Here is a 17,776-nt window from a genome sequence, read left to right on the forward strand (position 1 = left end):
TTAGCAATTTAAATTCCAATTAGAATTTTACGCCTTTTTGGCATTTTAATTCGGAATTATCGTGTCATTATGTCAATTTTATTAATTAAGTCCATTTCCAAAGAGATTTGAGTAACTTTCCAGTAAAAACTAATGAAACATTTTTTTAACCGTATCTATATTCTATTTTCCAATCTTCAGAACAAAATTGCATTTTATCCCAGTGTTTTTGCAATTTTCGGTTTTCTTATAGCTTTTTTACTTATTTACATCGAAAATCAGGGCGCTTCCAGATATCTCTTAGAGCATATCCCAATGTTAGTAGTAGACAATGGTAATACCGCTCTTAGCATTCTATCTGTTTGTATTACCGGCCTCATTTCTATGATGGTTTTCAGCTTTTCTATGGTGATGGTTCTTTTAAATCAGGCTGCGAGTAATTACTCCCCAAGATTGCTACCAGGATTAATTTCTGATAAAAATCATCAGGTTATATTGGGGACATATTTGGCAACAATTATATATTGTATTTTCGTAGCGGTTTCCATTCAGCCAGAAGAAGGATCATATCAAACACCCGGGTTTTCGGTGTTGTTGGGGATTTTATTTACGGTGGTTTGTATTGCAGCTTTTATATATTTTATTCATAATATTTCCCAAAGCATTCAGATTAACAATATCCTGGACCGCATCTATAATCAGGCTAAAACGCGTTTAAATTTTTTGCTAAAAAATCAAGAAAACGAGCAACAGGATTTCCCTGATACAGATGACTGGTATAATTATCATTCAGAAAAAAGTGGTTATTTTCAGGATTTATCTTCCAATAACCTCCTGGATATATGCCGGGAAAATGAAACCCAGATAGAAATCTTACCGGTAAAGGGAATTTTTATTTTAAGCGGAATCCCACTCTTTAAATCGAAAAAGGAACTTGATGAAGAGACCGTAAATAAAATACTTTCAAATTTTAATCTTGCCCGGGGCGAGATGGTAAATACCAGCTATGTTCTGGCTTTTAAACAAATTGCAGAAGTTATAGTAAAAGCAATGTCTCCTGGAGTTAACGATCCCGGAACCGCTTTAAATGCCCTGGATTATTTAACCGAATTACTGGCTTTGAGAATGCAAAAGGTTGATAAACAAATTCTAAAGTCAGATGATCAAATTTTAGTAAAAATGCGAAGCGTAAGTTTTGACGAACTTTTATACCAGGTTATGGCCTCTATACGGACTTATTGCAAACATGATATTATCATTGTTCAGAAACTTGGAATGATGTTTTACTATCTAGAATCTCAAAAAGCGATTAATGAAAAGTATTATGAAGCCCTGAAAACCGAAGCTAAAAACCTTATCTCTGATGCTAAATCGGCTATGAAGAATGAAGCAGATATCAAAAAAATAAAGGCTATTGAAAAGCAATTAAACCTGGAAAATTAAAAGCAGTACTTCAGAAAAAACCTAAATTTGCGCTATGGGATTAACAAACAACGATATTTTCAAAAAGTTAAGAGTCGCTCACAAATTGCGGGACGACGATATTGTAAAGATTTGCTCTTTGGTAGATTTTAAAGTTACCAAAAGTGAAATTGGTGCTATTTTTAGAGCAGAAGATCATCCGAAATATGTAGAATGCGGCGATCAATTTCTTCGGAATTTTCTAAACGGACTCATTATCCATCTCCGCGGTCCTATGCCGCCAAAAAAGGAAAAGAAATCAGAGAAAGAATAATCTTTCTTACAGTTCCAAATAAAAAGACCTCACAGGTTTTGAAAACCTGTGAGGTCCAATAATTTTTACGTCATTCTGTCCCGAAAGCTTTCGGGATTGTTTCAGAATCTAAGTTCTTAATAATTAAATCATGTTAGACCCCCGATAAAAATCGGGGCAGGCTCTGAAATAAATTCAGGGTGACGCTAGCTTATCGCACCAATTTCTTATACTTAATACGTTTCGGCATAATATCGCCACCAAGACGCTTTTTCTTATTTTCTTCGTAATCTGAGAAGCTTCCTTCAAAGAAATATACTTGCGAATCTCCTTCAAAAGCTAGAATATGTGTACAAATCCTATCCAGGAACCAACGGTCGTGAGAAATAACTACAGCACATCCCGCAAAGTTTTCCAAACCTTCTTCCAGCGCTCTAAGGGTGTTTACATCTAGATCGTTGGTAGGCTCATCCAGTAGCAACACGTTTCCTTCTTCTTTTAAGGTCATCGCTAAATGAAGTCGGTTTCGCTCACCACCAGAAAGCATATTCACTTTCTTGTTTTGTTCGCTTCCGCTAAAGTTAAATCGGCTTAAATAAGCTCTTGAATTCACCTGGCGACCACCCATCATGATCAATTCCTGTTCGTCGCTAAAGTTCTGCCAAATAGTTTTTTCAGGATTAATATTAGAATGAGCCTGATCTACATAAGCGATTTTCGCGGTTTCCCCAACTTCAAAACTTCCTTTATCGGGTCGTTCTTCCCCCATAATCATTTTAAAGATGGTGGTTTTACCTGCACCGTTTGGTCCAATTACACCTACAATTCCTGCCTGCGGAAGTTTAAAATTCAAATCTTCATACAGCAGTTTATCATCAAAAGCTTTACTAACACCATTCGCTTCAATCACATTGGTACCAAGTCTTGGCCCATTTGGAATATAAATTTCCAGTTGCTCGTCCATTTTCTTTTCATCCTGGCTTAACAACTTATCGTAATTATTTAAACGGGCTTTCTGTTTAGCCTGTCTTCCTTTAGGATTCATTTTAGACCATTCCAGTTCTCGCTCTAAAGTTTTTTGACGTTTGCTGGCTTGCTTTTGTTCCTGCGCCATACGTTTAGACTTTTGGTCTAACCAGGAAGAATAATTTCCTTTCCACGGGATACCTTCTCCCCTGTCCAGTTCTAAAATCCATCCGGCAACATTATCAAGGAAATAACGGTCGTGCGTTACCGCGATCACAGTCCCTTTATACTGCGCCAGGTGATGCTCCAACCAGTGTACCGATTCGGCATCAAGGTGGTTTGTAGGCTCATCTAAAAGTAAAATATCAGGTTCCTGAAGCAACAAGCGACAAAGTGCCACTCTTCTTCTTTCCCCTCCTGAAAGTACCGAAATCTTTTTATCGGCTTCAGGAGTTCGCAAAGCATCCATCGCTATCTCCAGCTTGGTATCCAACTCCCACGCGTTTGAAGCATCTATTTTATCCTGAAGTGCAGCCTGCTTATCCATAAGCTTCTGCATCTTATCGGCATCTTCATAAACCTCGGGTAACCCAAACTGATCGTTAATTTTATTGTATTCATCGAGAATAGCCACTGTTTCGGCAACTCCTTCTTTTACAACTTCAAGAACGGTTTTATCTTCATCTACCTTTGGTTCCTGTTCAAGGTATCCAATGGTATAACCCGGGGAGAAAACCACATCTCCCTGGTAGTTTTTATCTTCGCCGGCAATAATTCTAAGTAAAGTAGATTTACCTGAACCGTTTAAACCGAGGATCCCGATTTTTGCACCATAGAAAAAACTAAGGTATATATTTTTCAAAACCGGGGTATTCGCATTTTTAAAAGTCTTGGTCACCCCAGACATTGAAAAAATCACTTTTTTATCGTCTGCCATATATTGTAATTTTTATGCTATTTTAGGAATGCAAATATCTGAAAATAAAGTCAGAATTAGAATCAATTATTTATAAAGCCCCAGTAAGCGCAAGATGATTAGCATTTGCCCAGTGTGGTAGGCCGTATGCTCTACAACCAGTAAAATTTCACGCAGTAAAGTATGCTCTTCGGAATTTTTAACCGGATGATTTAAATCGTTGTCAACATCTAAAATGAAGTTTTTTAAAGTGTCCCGGTCATCAAAATAATTCTTTTTCAGCTTTTCCCAGGCTTCTTCTGTTTGGGGAGCCGACTCCTTAGGCCAGTAGTCATCGGGCCATTTTGAGGTTTTATAATCTTCGTAAATAGAAAATTCCAAAATATCTTTTTGGGCAAAAACAATATGATAAGAAAGTTCGTAAAAGGAATACGGCAGGTTTTGCGGCCGTTCGCCTAATTTTTCGAAAGGAATATCATCTATAAAATGCTCTAAAGGCATAAAAGCCTCGCCACCTTTTAAATGTTTTATTAATTGTTCTCTCTGTGCTGAATTTGACATTCTACCTATTTTAAATTCTCCCTTTTAATGCGTTAAATGCCCAGGAAATAGCGAAAAAACCAATTCCCACTACTGAAAAGCCAATGGCGTATTCCCTGTATTTTAGGACACCCAGTAAAATTATAGCGGCACCAATTATAAACAAGGCAAAAGATGCCCAGGCGAAAATGGTATTTTTATTCATTCCCATATTTAAGGTTTTAAACAAATATCGGGTATTTTACATTCCTAAACCATAAGTAGAATTCACTCTATTTTGTATTTTAGCCAAAAGACAGCTTTAAATTTAAAAATTACTGAAATTTTGATAATATTTCTACCTATTTAAAAGATATTTCTAATTTCAGAATTTAAAAAATAAAAATATATGAATATGAAATTCAATAAAAATGAAGACCATAATAAACTTTTGGTTTCTTCATTAAATCATAAACTTAAACGCGTAAAACTTGGGGGTGGTGAAAAGCGCATCGAAAAACACCACGCCAAAGGAAAAATGACCGCACGTGAACGTATTGATTTTTTGCTCGACGATAAATCAAATTCCATTGAAATAGGTGCTTTCGCCGGGGAAGGAATGTACGAAGAACACGGCGGCTGCCCTTCAGGTGGCGTGGTCGTTAAAATGGGCTATGTATCCGGGAAACAATGTATAGTTGTAGCTAATGATGCTACCGTAAAAGCGGGAGCCTGGTTTCCTATTACCGGAAAGAAAAACCTTCGAGCCCAGGAAATAGCGATTGAAAACCGACTTCCTATAATTTATTTAGTGGACAGCGCCGGGGTTTATCTACCGATGCAGGATGAAATTTTCCCGGATAAAGAACACTTCGGAAGGATTTTTAGAAATAATGCCGTGATGAGTAGTATGGGAATTACCCAAATTGCAGCGGTTATGGGAAGTTGTGTTGCTGGTGGTGCTTACTTGCCAATTATGAGCGATGAAGCCTTAATCGTTGAAAAAACCGGAAGTATTTTTCTTGCCGGAAGCTACCTCGTAAAAGCCGCCATTGGCGAAACTGTAGATAACGAAACCCTGGGTGGGGCTACCACGCATAGCGAAATTAGTGGGGTTACCGATTATAAAGCGAAAGACGATAAAGACGCGCTTACCCGAATTCAGAATATCATGGATAAAATGGGCGATTTCGACAAAGCCGGATTTAGCCATAAAAAAGCCGTAAAACCGAAAGAAAACCCGGAAGATATCTACGGAATTTTACCCAAAAAACGTAGCGACCAGTATGATGTTAGGGAAATTATTTCCCGTCTGGTAGACGGTTCAGAATTTGAAGAATATAAAGAAGGCTACGGGCAAACCATTATTACCGGCTATGCCAGGATTGATGGCTGGGCCGTGGGAATCGTTGCCAATCAACGAAAAATCGTAAAAACCAAAAAAGGAGAAATGCAATTTGGCGGGGTAATTTATTCTGATTCGGCTGATAAAGCCACCCGTTTTATCGCAAACTGTAACCAGAAAAAAATCCCGCTGGTTTTTCTTCAGGATGTAACAGGATTTATGGTTGGCAGCAAAAGCGAGCACGGTGGTATTATTAAAGACGGTGCTAAAATGGTAAGTGCGGTAAGTAACTCGGTAGTACCAAAATTCACCATTATTATGGGGAATTCTTATGGTGCCGGAAATTACGCTATGTGCGGAAAAGCATACGACCCAAGACTAATCGCTGCCTGGCCAAGTGCAGAACTCGCTGTAATGGGCGGTACACAAGCCGCCAAGGTTTTAGCACAAATTGAAACGGCATCGATGGAGAAAAAAGGCGAAAAAGTTGACGAAGAAAAAGAAAAAGAAGTTTTTGAAGCTATTAAAGCACGCTATGACGAACAAACTTCGCCTTATTATGCAGCAGCTCGTTTATGGACAGACGCAGTGATAGATCCTTTAGACACCAGAAAATGGATTTCTATGGGGATTGAAGCCGCCAACCACGCGCCAATCGAAAAAGATTTTAATTTAGGGGTGATTCAAACGTAATCTTCAAAATGAATATGAAAAAAATAATTTTAATTCTTGCTGTTTTTATTGCAGCTTCCAATATTTCCTATGCCCAGGTTTTAAGTAACAAGGAAGGTAATTATACCGAAGCCGATTCACTTAGAGGCTCGCTAAGGGCAGAGCGCGCCTTTGATGTTCAGAAATATCATTTAAAACTTAAAGTAGAACCTGAAAAACAATTTATTTCCGGTTTTAATACTATTAGTTTTATTGCTGAAGATGACCTTTCTACAATTCAAATAGATCTATTCGAAAATATGGAAGTAGATTCTATTCTTCAGAATGGCGAAGTTTTAACTTATGAACGTAAACATAATGCGGTTTTTATCGATTTAGATGAGTCGGTACAAGCTGATGAGCAAGGAGAAATTCAGTTTTATTATTCCGGAAAACCTATCGTAGCAAGAAATGCGCCCTGGGATGGCGGATTTGTCTGGGACGAAGATGATAATGGAGACCCTTGGGTAGGCGTTGCTGTGCAGGGAACCGGGGCCAGCCTTTGGTATCCCAATAAAGATCATCAAAGTGACGAACCCGAAGAAGTTCAGCTGGATATCGCAGTTCCAAACGGATTAATGAATGTCTCTAATGGGCAATTCTTAGGCGAGAAAGATTTAGGAAACGGATTTACCCAATGGAGTTGGAAAACCGTTAACCCAATCAATAATTACAACGTGATGATCAACATCGCGAATTATGAGCATTTCTCTGATTCTTACGGAGATCTTGACCTGGATTACTATGTACTGCCTTACAACCTTGAAAAAGCTAAAGAGCAGTTTAAAGAAGTAAAACCAATGATGGATTGCTTTTATGAGAAATTTGGAGAGTATCCTTTTGTGGAAGACGGCTTTAAATTGATTGAAACTCCCTATCTGGGTATGGAACACCAAAGTGCTGTAGCCTATGGAAATGAATATAAAATGGGCTATCTTGGAAATGACCTTTCCGGCACCGGAATTGGCTTAAAATGGGATTATATCATTATCCACGAGTCCGGGCACGAGTGGTACGGCAATAGCATTACCGCAAAAGATATCGCCGATATGTGGATTCACGAAGGCTTTACCTCCTATTCTGAAGCTGTTTACGTGGAGTGTCGTTGGGGCAAAGAAGAAGCTTTGGAATATCTAAAAGGAACCCGCCGCGGCCTAAGTAACACAGCTACTATTATTGGAGATTACGGGGTAAATAGTGAAGGTTCTGGAGATATGTATTTTAAAGGCGCTAATTTGCTAAATACTATTCGCAGTATTTATGACGATGATGAATTATGGTGGAAAACTTTAAAGGATTATACTGAAACCTATAAGCATCAAATTATCGATACAGAAACTACCGAATCTTTTTTCGATGAGGCTATCGATATAGACCTGAAACCGGTTTTCGAACAATACCTGAGAAATGCTGCCCTACCTCAACTTCAGCTAAAGAAAAAAGCCGACAAAATTTCCTATCGCTGGAAAGCCGATATAAAAGATTTCACAATGCCTGTAGATATCTTCATTAAAGGGAAGGAAATTCGACTTAATCCAACTACAAATTGGAAAACCTTAACTCAGGAGGTGAAAAACAAAGATGATATTGCCTTAAATGACATGGAGTTCTACGTTGACTTCAAATTTTTGGAATAAACTAAATCAAAATATAAGAATAAACCTGCAGGATTAAAGATTCTGCAGGTTTTTTTGTTTTTAATTCCCCAAAATTTTCCTCGAATGGAATTCCTAGCCCATTCCTTATTCTCAACTAAAATCCCGTAAAAATAATTTTAATCCTGCCCATTCAGGTATCTGTTTTACAAATTATAATTAACTTAAGGCAGCGCTAATTCAGAATTCCTTATTAAAAATGGTAAAAGAGAAAAAATCACAAATTATTGATAATGCTTACCGTAAAACAGAGAAGGAAGTCATAAATGAACTTTCTACGGATCCTAAAAATGGCCTTTCGGATAAGGAAGTCAAAAAGAGGAAAAAAGAATATGGTGCAAACGTTCTGGAAGAACAAAAAGAACGCAGCATCTGGCAAATAATTCTTGCTCAGTTAAACAACCCTATTGTATATCTCTTAACCGCAGCGGCAATTCTGGCATTGCTATTTGGTGATTATGCTGAGGGTATAGCCATATTTATCGTACTCATCATAAATACGCTTATAGGTTTTTGGATGGAATTTAAAGCCCAAAAGTCTATGGAAGCCCTGAAAAAGATGGATAAAATAGAGGCAAGACTGTTACGAAATGGGGAGATAGTAAAAATTAATGCCGAAGAAATTGTTCCCGGGGATATTTTGCTGGTTGAAGCCGGTGATTTAATTTCTGCCGATGCCCGAATTCTGGAAGCAACCGAATTAGCTATAGATGAATCCCCGCTAACCGGGGAATCTGTTCCTATTACAAAATCTGCTGAACCTATTGAAGAAGAAAAACAAGTTGCTGACAGAATAAATATTCTCTATAAGGGGACTGCGGTCACAGGAGGAACGGCTAAAGCTGTGGTATATAGCACCGGTATGGATACCGAACTCGGAAGTATTTCGGCCATGGTTGGCGAAGAAAAGAAGGATGAGATCCCGTTAAACCAAAAGCTCAATAAACTTACCAGGCACTTAATTTTTGTGACAATTGGCCTGGCTGTTGCTTTCCTGATTTTTGGTTATCTCTCGGGCAAAGAACTTTATATTTTAATTCAAACTTCTATTGCCTGGACTATTGCTGCGATCCCTGAGGGACTTCCAATCGTAGCCAGTATTGCCCTTGCCCGGGGAATGCTTAGGCTGGCAAAAAAGAACGTTATCGTCAAAAAACTCGAGGCAGTAGAAACGCTTGGGGAAACCACCGTAATTTTTACCGATAAAACCGGAACGCTCACAAAAAACCAACTCACCGTAGACACCTTTTATTTTCCGGGGGATATAAGGATGAGTGTAGACTGGCACTCTGGCAAGCAGCCGGAAATGAAAGAAGAAAAGGAACCAGAGGAAAACACTAATTTTAAGCACATCTTTAAAATTTCGATGCTCGCTAATGATGCTACGCTAGAAGGAGAAGAAGAAATTCAGGACAAAGACGAGCAATCTTTTGAAGATAATAATGATGAAGAACAGCAGGAAGCTTCAGAAAATGCTAAAAAAGAGGAGTCAGCAGTCACTGCTGAATCAGAAGACAAATCTACATCAAAAGAAGACTCTGACAGGGCTTCTTCATCACAACCTATTTCATCTAAAAAACAAAAAGAAGAGATAAATCAGGACTTTACCGAGGAGGAAGAAAACGGTGATGAATATGGGGAAAATGAAAGCGGTAAAGGAGAAGGAGATCCGTTGGAAATTGCCCTACTAAATTACACCAGTAAATTCAACAAAGACCGGTATAAAAAATACCGCAATCTGGAAAGAAAACTTCATGATCCCTTCGATTCTGAATCTATGGTAATGGGATCGGTTAATAAGGATGAAGACGGAAAGGGATTTTATGTTGCCGGAAAAGGAGCTGCCCATGCCATTTTGGAGCGATCAGCAAAAATTCTTGAAAATGGTGAGGAAAAAGAGCTTTCAGAAAAAGATAAAGAGTTCTGGAATAACAAAAATGATGAACTTTCTGATGAAGGATTACGGGTTTTAGGTTTTGCTTTCAAAAAAACCGATTCTCTCCCTGAAGATGAGGAATTTCTTCAGGATCTAACATTTGCCGGCCTAATCGGTTTTCTGGACCCGCCAAGAAAAGAGGTAGCAGAGGCTATTACTACCTGTAGAGAAGCCGGGATTAAAGTAATTATGGTAACCGGCGATCATCCCGGAACCGCCCGAAATGTTGGGGAACAGGTGAAAATTTATGAAGATAAAGGAGGTGAAAATTCGGGAATAATTAAGGGAATAGACCTCAATGAAAAACTGGAAAATGAAAAAGATTCCGGTATTACCGAAACTGCAATCTTTTCGCGTGTAGATCCATCCCAGAAATTGAGCTTAATAAAATATTTCCAGGAAAAAGGAGAAATTGTTGGCATGACGGGTGATGGTATTAATGACGCCCCAGCCTTAAAAAGGGCCAACATAGGAATAGCCATGGGAAAACGCGGTACCCAGGTTGCCCAGGAGGTATCAGATATGGTTTTAAAAGATGATACCTTTAGTTCTATTGTTCAAGCCATCGAGCAGGGACGGATCATCTTTGGAAATATCCGGAAATTCATAATTTATCAGTTATCCTATCACTTAAGCGAGATTTTGATTATTGCCTCTATAAGTTTTGGATTACTGGCCTTACCCCTGCTCCCTCTTCAATTGCTTTTTCTTAACCTGCTTTCAGATGTGTTTCCGGCACTCGCACTTGGTGTGGGAGAAGGGAACCCCGGTATCATGAAAAAACCACCCAAAGACCCGGCAGAACCCATAATAACCAGAAAAAACTGGATGCAGGTAGCGTTATATGGCGTAATTCTTACAATTTGCATAACCGGCGCCTATTTATATGCTCATTTTGTATGGGAAGAATCTGAAGAAATCACCAATAATGTAGCTTTTTTCAGCCTTGCTTTTGCCCAGTTGCTTCATGTTTTCAATATGCGTGACGCCACAGAGAATCTTTTTAACAACCAGGTTACCCGTAATAAATTTATCTGGTATGCCCTTGCTTTCTGTGCTGCGGCACTAGTAGCAGCTTACCATATTCCTGCTATTTCTGAGGTTCTTTCTTTCCAGGAACTTGAAATGCGCATCTGGGGATTAATATTAATAACCAGCATAATACCTTTAATTATTATACAGTTAATCAAACTAATTAGAAAAGACTTTTAAGATGAAGATTGTAACCCTAACCCTAAACCCGGCTCTCGACAAAAGCACTTATATTGAAAAGCTGAAGCCAGAAAAAAAATTACGATGTGAAGAACCCACTTATGAACCCGGCGGAGGGGGCATAAATGTTTCCCGGGCGATAAATATTCTGGGAGGTGAATCTCTTGCTATATACACTGCAGGAGGCCCTACCGGAGAGAAAATTCAAAATCTTTTAAAGAAAGAGAGCATTAATCAACAGCTAATTTTCATAGAAAATGAAAGAAGGGAAAATCTGGTGGTATTGGACCGATCTACAAATAACCAGTACCGTTTTGGAATGCCAGGAAGTAAAATAAGCAAAGAAGATTTGCAGAAATGCCTTGATGCCTTGAAGGAATTACCCGATGATGTAGAATACCTTGTGGCCAGTGGAAGCCTTCCACCTGGTGCTCCCGATAATTTTTACGGAGAGATTGCCAGAATTGCAAAAGAACGAAATATTAAATGTGTAATAGATACTTCGGGTAAAGCTTTAACAAAAGCCGCCGAAGCCGGAGTTTGCATAATGAAACCTAACCTTGGTGAATTGAGCAGTCTTGCAGGAAAAGAAAAAATTTCAGGATTGGAACAGGAAGAAATCGCCAAAAAAGTAATTTCTGAAGGAAAAGCTGAAACTCTCATCGTTTCGCTGGGTGCAAGAGGAGCCATGTTAGCCACAAAGGATAAAATAGCATATGTGGTGCCGCCAACTGTAAAACAAGAAAGTACTGTAGGTGCGGGAGACTCCATGGTGGCCGGTATAATCCTGTCCCTTTCCAGAGGTGATAAATTAATGGATGCCGTTTATTGGGGAGTAGCTGCAGGTACAGCCGCAACATTGACCCCGGGGTCTGAACTTTGCCGAAAAAAGGATGTAGAAACTATTTTTAAATGGCTTAAAGAAAAAGAATGATCTCCTAAAACCTGTTTTTCACAGGGCTTCACTCTATTTTACATCACTCTGGCTTTTTAGGCAATTTAATTAGGCATATTTATTTTTAACAAAAACAAAATATTTTTATAATTATTTAAAAATCAGTAAATTAATATAAAAATAGAGAGATATGTTAAGTATTAAATCATTAAATAAGTGGGCCAATGCGCATACTTATTATTTTATCGACATTTTGAGAGTAGCTCTTGGTGTTTTCCTTTTTATAAAAGGCATCAACTTTATTGCTCAAACCGAAACACTCATCGAACTCATAAAACCACTTCAGGGTTTTGCAGGTACGATGATTACTGTACATTATGTAGCCTTTGCCCATTTAATTGGAGGTATACTTATAGCTGTTGGATTACTTACCCGTTGGGCTGTGCTTGTACAGCTTCCCATCATTTTTGGTGCAATTTTAATCAACTTTGTAGGAGTTATGCAACCCGGCAGGTTACTGGAAGCAAGTATTGTATTGATTTTAAGTTTGTTTTTCCTGTTTTATGGATCTGGAAAACATTCTACCGATTATATTATGAAGATGAACCAGTAACATAAATTTCATTTAGAACTTTATTTCGCCGAAATCACCAGGAGTTCGGTTTGGCGGGTATTGACGTATTCGAAACCATCCTCTCCCCAAAACCCCGCTTCCTCCAGCATAATTCTCACGTCCTGGTCCCACTCTTCCAAAAATACGCTGGTATTGAGTTCTATCGCATAAACCGTATTTTCATTTAATGGATATTCTCCACTTCCGGGCACGCCTTCCTGTGAATCCCACATCCCGATAGTGGTCCCGGCAGAATGCCCGTATAAACCCAGAGGATGAGTATAGATCATCGGTCTTAAACCTTCTTCTTTGGCCTGATTTAAACTTCCCAAAAGAATTTGATTTCCGGTTCTTCCGGTTTCGAAATTTCCGGTTAAAATATCCTGAAGCCTATTTCCCTTTTCAAATGCTTTTTTAAGATAATCAGGAGCTTCGGTTTCCCCAGGTTTTAAAACATACGCCATTTGCTGACAATCGGTATTCAGTCTTAAATACGTGATCCCAAAATCACATTGTAGCAAATCTCCCGGGTAAATGAGCTTTCTTTCCTTATTCGAGGAAAAAGCCGAAATATGATCTTCCAGGGCTTCTTCATCCCGCTGAATAGAAACAGTTGGATGAAACCAGGTTTCCAGCCCCAGGTCAGTAACTTTTTGGCGCATCCACCATACCACATCTTCGGTGGTGGTTTCGCCGGGAGTAATCACCCTTTCGCTGAAAGCCTCTCTAATAATTTCTTTGGTAATTTTTACCAATTCAGGATATATCTCCATTTCCATTTCGCTTCTGGTTTCAATCCACCCTATAGCCAAATCTTCAGCCGAAACGAGTCGGTCTTTATAAACAGCCGGTAAATGATCTATAAATTCTTCAGAATCGGTTTTCACAAGGCCATCGGCCAGACCATAATCCTTAGAAAAGTTCAATGCAATTCTTTGTGGGTCTCGTTTTTCAATAATGTCGATAAGCGCTTCCCACTGCTCAGGTTGTTCCTCAGGATTCCAGGCGCCTTCAATGCTTTCTCCCACTTCATAGCGGGCAACAGCAAGTCTTTCAAGACTATTTGCTTCTTTGTTTCTGTAAAATACCAGAATGGTACGTCGGCGGGCATTCAGCCAGGTGGCAGGAAGCATTGTACGCAGCACGGGATCTTCATTATATTCCCGGGAAATCACCACCCACATGTCTACTTCTTTCCTGTCCATTATACCGGGCAGAAGATTTTCAAATTTATCCTTCAGAATTTCATTTACAAGTGTTGCTCTATCCTGCTCTGGAAGAATCTGAGCTGTTGTTTTTAAAACACTTAGCAGTCCAATTAATAAGAAAATTTTATACATATATAGAATCAGTTCACCTTGCTCTTAACGGTATTGTCTCTATGGATTTTCCCTGTGTGGGTTTCCTCAAATTTTTCAATAAAATAGATTTTTTTAGGCCGTTCGTATTTTTCCAGGCTTTTTAATTCCCTAATCTCCTGCTCTAATTTGTGAAGAAGATCTTCTGAAAATTCATTTTCTACAAACAGCACCAGTTTTTCGCCAAGGGAATCATCTGGCATTGAAGTTACAAATAAGCGCTGATCTATAATTTTGGAAAGCTTTTTTTCTATTTGTTCGGGATGAAGTTTTATTCCCCCGGAATTAATCACGTTATCTAACCTTCCTTTCCAAATAAATTTCTTGTAAGTAAGAATTTCAACCACATCATTAGTGGTAATAACTTCATCTGAAAGTCTTGGAGCTTTAATAACCAAACAGCCACGTTTATCCTGCGAAATATTGATGTTTGGCAGCACTTTAAATGGTCGGTTTTTTTTCTTATTCTTTGAAGGATTTAATCTTTTTGCAGCAATATGGGTAACGGTTTCGGTCATCCCATAAGTTTCATAAACTTTGGTACTTACTTCCTTTACCATCTTTTGAAGCCTTGGAGAAACAGCCCCACCGCCAACAATAAGTTTTTTTACAAGGTGTAAACGCCCAACCGAATTATCCAGCTGAAACGGCGTCATCGCACAAAAATCATAACGTTTAAAAACCTGGTCTAATGGGTTAGAAGAAGGAGGAACCATATCTAATTGCCAGCCCAATACCATAGCGCGAACCAACATCATTTTTCCGGCAATATAGGTTGCAGGTAAACATAACAGTGCGGTAGTTTTTTCGGGTAAGTCAAAGAAGCGGGAAGTTGCAATGGCAGAATTGATCATATGCTCCTTTTTGATCCTAATAATTTTTGGCTTTCCGGTTGAGCCCGATGTTTTCACCTCAATATACTTAGAGGGCTTAATCCAGTCTAATAGGAATCCTCCTACTTTTTCTTCAAAAGCTTCTCCTTCCTTTATAAAACTATAAGCCACTAAATGCAATTCGGCATTTGTGAAATGTCGTTTATTCAGCCTAAAATCGGGATGGGTTTCCGGTACTTTATACTTATCTGCCATATTTAAAACCAAATATGTTACATTTCTCTATAAGGAAAGTTAGCAAATTGTAATGATAAATTTAACCTTCTTCTGAAAGTTTTAAGGTTTCGGGCTTTTCTACTTTTCCGAAGAGTTTATTCTTCCAATCACTCCAACCATATTTTTTAGCCATTATAAATAGGAAAAGTGGGTAAATTATGAATACTGGCACCAAAACATCCAGGCCGGCAGTAGGGTCTGAAAGATCCTTAAAAATAGATTCGGTTTGGAAAGCTGTCCAGTCGGCAGTGATTAGCAATGCCGCTACAAGATTGTTTCCTGCGTGAAAACCCAGTGCCAATTCCATTCCTTCATCCATTAGGGTTATTATTCCTAATAAGAATCCTGTACCTATATAATAGATCATAACTAAATTTCCCATTTGGGTAACTTCAGGATTAAAGAAATGCAATCCTCCAAAACATACCGAAGTCACAATCAATGGAAGCCACCGATTTTTCACCAGTGTTCCAAGCCCCTGCATAAAATATCCTCTAAATAAATATTCTTCAAAACTCGTCTGTAATGGAATCATTATAATTGCGATCACCAGCAATATTGCAAACGGAACCGGTTGAAAATTTATCAGGAAATCTTCAGGATTCACTGCGTATTCTACCAAAGTAACTATAACGGTAAAGGCAGCTACAAGACCAAAACCAAACCAAACACGACCCCAATCTACTTTTTTACGGCTGGTGGTAAGTGATCTTATAGGCTGATTATGTAATAATTTTACAACAAGCAACAACACGCCAAGACCGGCGGCAAAAGTGAGCAGAATTAAAAAAAAAGTAAGGTTAGAATCCAAAACCTGCATAATTTCGGTTTCAGTCATTTCTGCTATCTCCATTCCGCGCTCCAGGAAAACAGCTACGCCTAAAGGGATTTGACCTATAATTACACCCCCGACTACTAAAATGGTTCCAATAATATACCTCCAGAAATCATGGCGGTATTTAAAAGCTTCTGCTATATACATTTACTAAAAATTAAATTCCCAACTCTTAGCTGGATTATATTGAATATTTCCCTTTTCTACTTTCAAAGGACTTTCTATATTATTGGTGTATAAACTTCCGGTACCCAAGCCCTGCGGCATTTTATTATTTTTGGCATAGGTGAATTGCGAAATTGCATTTAGCCCCACATTACTTTCTAATGCACTGGTAATCCACCAGCCAATATTGTTTTCTTCGGCTAAATCAATCCACTCTTGTGTACCTTTAAAACCACCAATCAAACTTGGCTTTAAAATAATATATTGAGGTTTAATTGTTTGTAACAATTCTTGCTTTTTCGTTACATCAAAAACCCCAATCAATTCTTCATCTAAAGCAATTGAAAGCGGGGTTTTCCGGCATAAATCTGCCATCACTTTCCATTGCCCCTGTTTTATGGGTTGTTCTATACTATGCAATTGAAATTCGCTTAAACGCTTCAGCTTTTTCAAAGCTTCTTCAGGTTTAAAAGCCCCGTTGGCATCTACGCGCAATTCTATTTCTTCGGAAGAAAACTCAGAGCGTATATATTTTAAAAGCTCCAGTTCGGTTTCAAAATCTATGGCACCAATTTTCATTTTAATACAGTCAAAACCGGCTTCAATCTTTTCCTGAATCTGGGATTTCATATATTCCTTTTCTCCCATCCAGATAAGTCCGTTGATTGGAATTGAAGCTTTTCCTTTAGTAAATTCAGAAGGAAATATTTCAAAAGGATTTCCGGAAATTAAAGACTTAAAAGCCATTTCTACACCAATTTGAATACTGGGAAATTCCTTTAATTCCTCCCAGAGCATAGTTTCGCCTAAATTAATATTGTTGCAAACCCATTGTAACTTTTCTTCATAATCTGGCCGGTCATCTATGCTAAGACTTCTAAGAATCCCACATTCACCATAACCGATTTTATCACCATCGGTTATTTTTAGAAACCAGGTTTCTTTTGTAGTAAGAACGCCCCGCGAAGTTCCGCTGGGGCGTTTAAAATTTAAGATATACCTTTTGTAATCTGCCTGCATATATTTTTATTGCGGAGCAAGCCTAAACTATAGCTCCAGGCTCCCTCCTATTTCCAGAAGCATAAGATCTTTGCCTTCGTCAAAAAACTTTCTTTTTGCTTCTTCATGGTCTATTTCAATGTAGCCAAAAGTATCATAATGACAACCCAAAACCTTGTCACATTCCACAAAATCACTGGCTACGATGGCATCTTCAACTCCCATAGTAAAATTATCACCGATTGGTAGAATTGCAAGATCTAAAGTAGTACGCTGGGGGATCAATTTCATATCCATAGTGAGCGCAGTATCGCCGGCAATATAAATATTTTTATGTTCTCCTTCAATCACAAATCCGCCGGGTTGGCCGCCATATTTGCCATCAGGGAAAGAACTGGAATGGATCGCGTTCACGTATTTCACTTTCCCGAATTCAAAATCCCAGCTTCCGCCGTGGTTCATAGGATGCACTTCAATGCCCTTTTCTTCATAATGCCCGGCAATTTCAAAATTACTCACAATTACCGCCCCCGTATTTTTAGCGATTTCTTCAGCATCTAAGGTATGGTCCTGGTGCGCGTGAGTCAGCAGAATATAATCAGCTTTAATATCTTTAATATTAATCTTATCTTTTGCGAGATCATTTCCGGTGATAAATGGATCTACCAAGACGTTAATATCAGCTATTTTAATTCCGAAACAACTCTGTCCGTAAAACGTGATTTTCATATGTGTTTTATTTTATTTTTAATCAATTAGGGCCAAAACTCTCCCGTAGGGCTTACTGCTCTATGACCGGTTTTCACTATTTACAGTGTGCTATAGGCCCAATTTTAATGGTGATCTATA

General features: G+C 38.5%; 15 protein-coding genes. 7 read left to right on the forward strand and 8 right to left on the reverse strand.

The window, feature by feature from the left end; all coding sequences use genetic code 11:
• Positions 1 to 132: 132 nt before the first annotated feature.
• Positions 133 to 1,422: a DUF2254 domain-containing protein gene (locus LB467_RS16560; RefSeq protein WP_224475165.1), complete on the forward strand. Its 1,290-nt coding sequence runs from the start codon at positions 133 to 135 to the stop codon at positions 1,420 to 1,422.
• A 34-nt stretch (positions 1,423 to 1,456) separates the two neighbouring features.
• The gene (locus tag LB467_RS16565) at positions 1,457 to 1,714 is read left to right on the forward strand and encodes a DUF1456 family protein (protein WP_224475166.1); all 258 of its coding nucleotides are present in this window, start codon (positions 1,457 to 1,459) and stop codon (positions 1,712 to 1,714) included.
• 190 nt (positions 1,715 to 1,904) lie between these two features.
• On the opposite strand, the gene ettA is transcribed toward LB467_RS16565, so the two are convergent.
• From ettA to LB467_RS16580, 3 genes are all read right to left on the reverse strand, one after another.
• A complete protein-coding gene (gene ettA / locus LB467_RS16570) occupies positions 1,905 to 3,596 on the reverse strand; it encodes an energy-dependent translational throttle protein EttA (protein ID WP_224475167.1) in 1,692 nt (563 codons plus the stop codon).
• A gap of 66 nt (positions 3,597 to 3,662) precedes the next feature.
• Positions 3,663 to 4,136, reverse strand: a complete 474-nt coding sequence (locus LB467_RS16575) for a DinB family protein (RefSeq protein WP_224475168.1) — start codon at positions 4,134 to 4,136, stop codon at positions 3,663 to 3,665.
• 10 nt (positions 4,137 to 4,146) lie between these two features.
• Positions 4,147 to 4,326, reverse strand: a complete 180-nt coding sequence (locus tag LB467_RS16580; RefSeq protein ID WP_057481994.1) for a CAL67264 family membrane protein — start codon at positions 4,324 to 4,326, stop codon at positions 4,147 to 4,149.
• Between the two features lie 177 nt (positions 4,327 to 4,503).
• On the opposite strand from LB467_RS16580, the gene LB467_RS16585 reads away from it, so the two are divergent.
• From LB467_RS16585 to LB467_RS16605, 5 genes are all read left to right on the forward strand, one after another.
• Complete coding sequence (locus tag LB467_RS16585) at positions 4,504 to 6,132, forward strand: acyl-CoA carboxylase subunit beta (protein WP_224475169.1); 1,629 nt, start codon at positions 4,504 to 4,506, stop codon at positions 6,130 to 6,132.
• A gap of 14 nt (positions 6,133 to 6,146) precedes the next feature.
• The gene (locus tag LB467_RS16590; protein WP_224475170.1) at positions 6,147 to 7,787 is read left to right on the forward strand and encodes a M1 family metallopeptidase; all 1,641 of its coding nucleotides are present in this window, start codon (positions 6,147 to 6,149) and stop codon (positions 7,785 to 7,787) included.
• Between the two features lie 217 nt (positions 7,788 to 8,004).
• Positions 8,005 to 10,953 (forward strand): cation-translocating P-type ATPase, encoded by a 2,949-nt coding sequence (locus LB467_RS16595; RefSeq protein WP_224475171.1) that lies wholly within the window; start codon positions 8,005 to 8,007, stop codon positions 10,951 to 10,953.
• 1 nt (position 10,954) lies between these two features.
• Complete coding sequence (locus LB467_RS16600; protein ID WP_224475172.1) at positions 10,955 to 11,887, forward strand: 1-phosphofructokinase family hexose kinase; 933 nt, start codon at positions 10,955 to 10,957, stop codon at positions 11,885 to 11,887.
• A 151-nt stretch (positions 11,888 to 12,038) separates the two neighbouring features.
• The gene (locus LB467_RS16605; RefSeq protein WP_224475173.1) at positions 12,039 to 12,461 is read left to right on the forward strand and encodes a DoxX family protein; all 423 of its coding nucleotides are present in this window, start codon (positions 12,039 to 12,041) and stop codon (positions 12,459 to 12,461) included.
• Positions 12,462 to 12,481: 20 nt separating this feature from the next.
• On the opposite strand, the gene LB467_RS16610 is transcribed toward LB467_RS16605, so the two are convergent.
• From LB467_RS16610 to LB467_RS16630, 5 genes are all read right to left on the reverse strand, one after another.
• A complete protein-coding gene (locus LB467_RS16610) occupies positions 12,482 to 13,801 on the reverse strand; it encodes a M24 family metallopeptidase (protein WP_224475174.1) in 1,320 nt (439 codons plus the stop codon).
• A gap of 8 nt (positions 13,802 to 13,809) precedes the next feature.
• Entirely contained in the window at positions 13,810 to 14,907 is a 1,098-nt protein-coding gene (locus LB467_RS16615; RefSeq protein WP_224475175.1) for an AMP-binding protein, read from the reverse strand.
• Positions 14,908 to 14,968: 61 nt separating this feature from the next.
• On the reverse strand, positions 14,969 to 15,910 hold the full coding sequence (locus LB467_RS16620) for a CPBP family intramembrane glutamic endopeptidase (protein ID WP_224475176.1): 942 nt from the start codon (positions 15,908 to 15,910) through the stop codon (positions 14,969 to 14,971).
• A gap of 3 nt (positions 15,911 to 15,913) precedes the next feature.
• Positions 15,914 to 16,948, reverse strand: coding sequence for an o-succinylbenzoate synthase (locus LB467_RS16625; protein ID WP_224475177.1), 1,035 nt, complete (start codon positions 16,946 to 16,948; stop codon positions 15,914 to 15,916).
• Positions 16,949 to 16,975: 27 nt separating this feature from the next.
• Entirely contained in the window at positions 16,976 to 17,656 is a 681-nt protein-coding gene (locus LB467_RS16630) for a metal-dependent hydrolase (RefSeq protein WP_224475178.1), read from the reverse strand.
• Positions 17,657 to 17,776: the final 120 nt, after the last annotated feature.

The sequence above is a fragment of the Salegentibacter tibetensis genome, assembly GCF_020164485.1.
In the GTDB taxonomy this organism is placed as follows: Bacteria; Bacteroidota; Bacteroidia; order Flavobacteriales; family Flavobacteriaceae; genus Salegentibacter; species Salegentibacter tibetensis.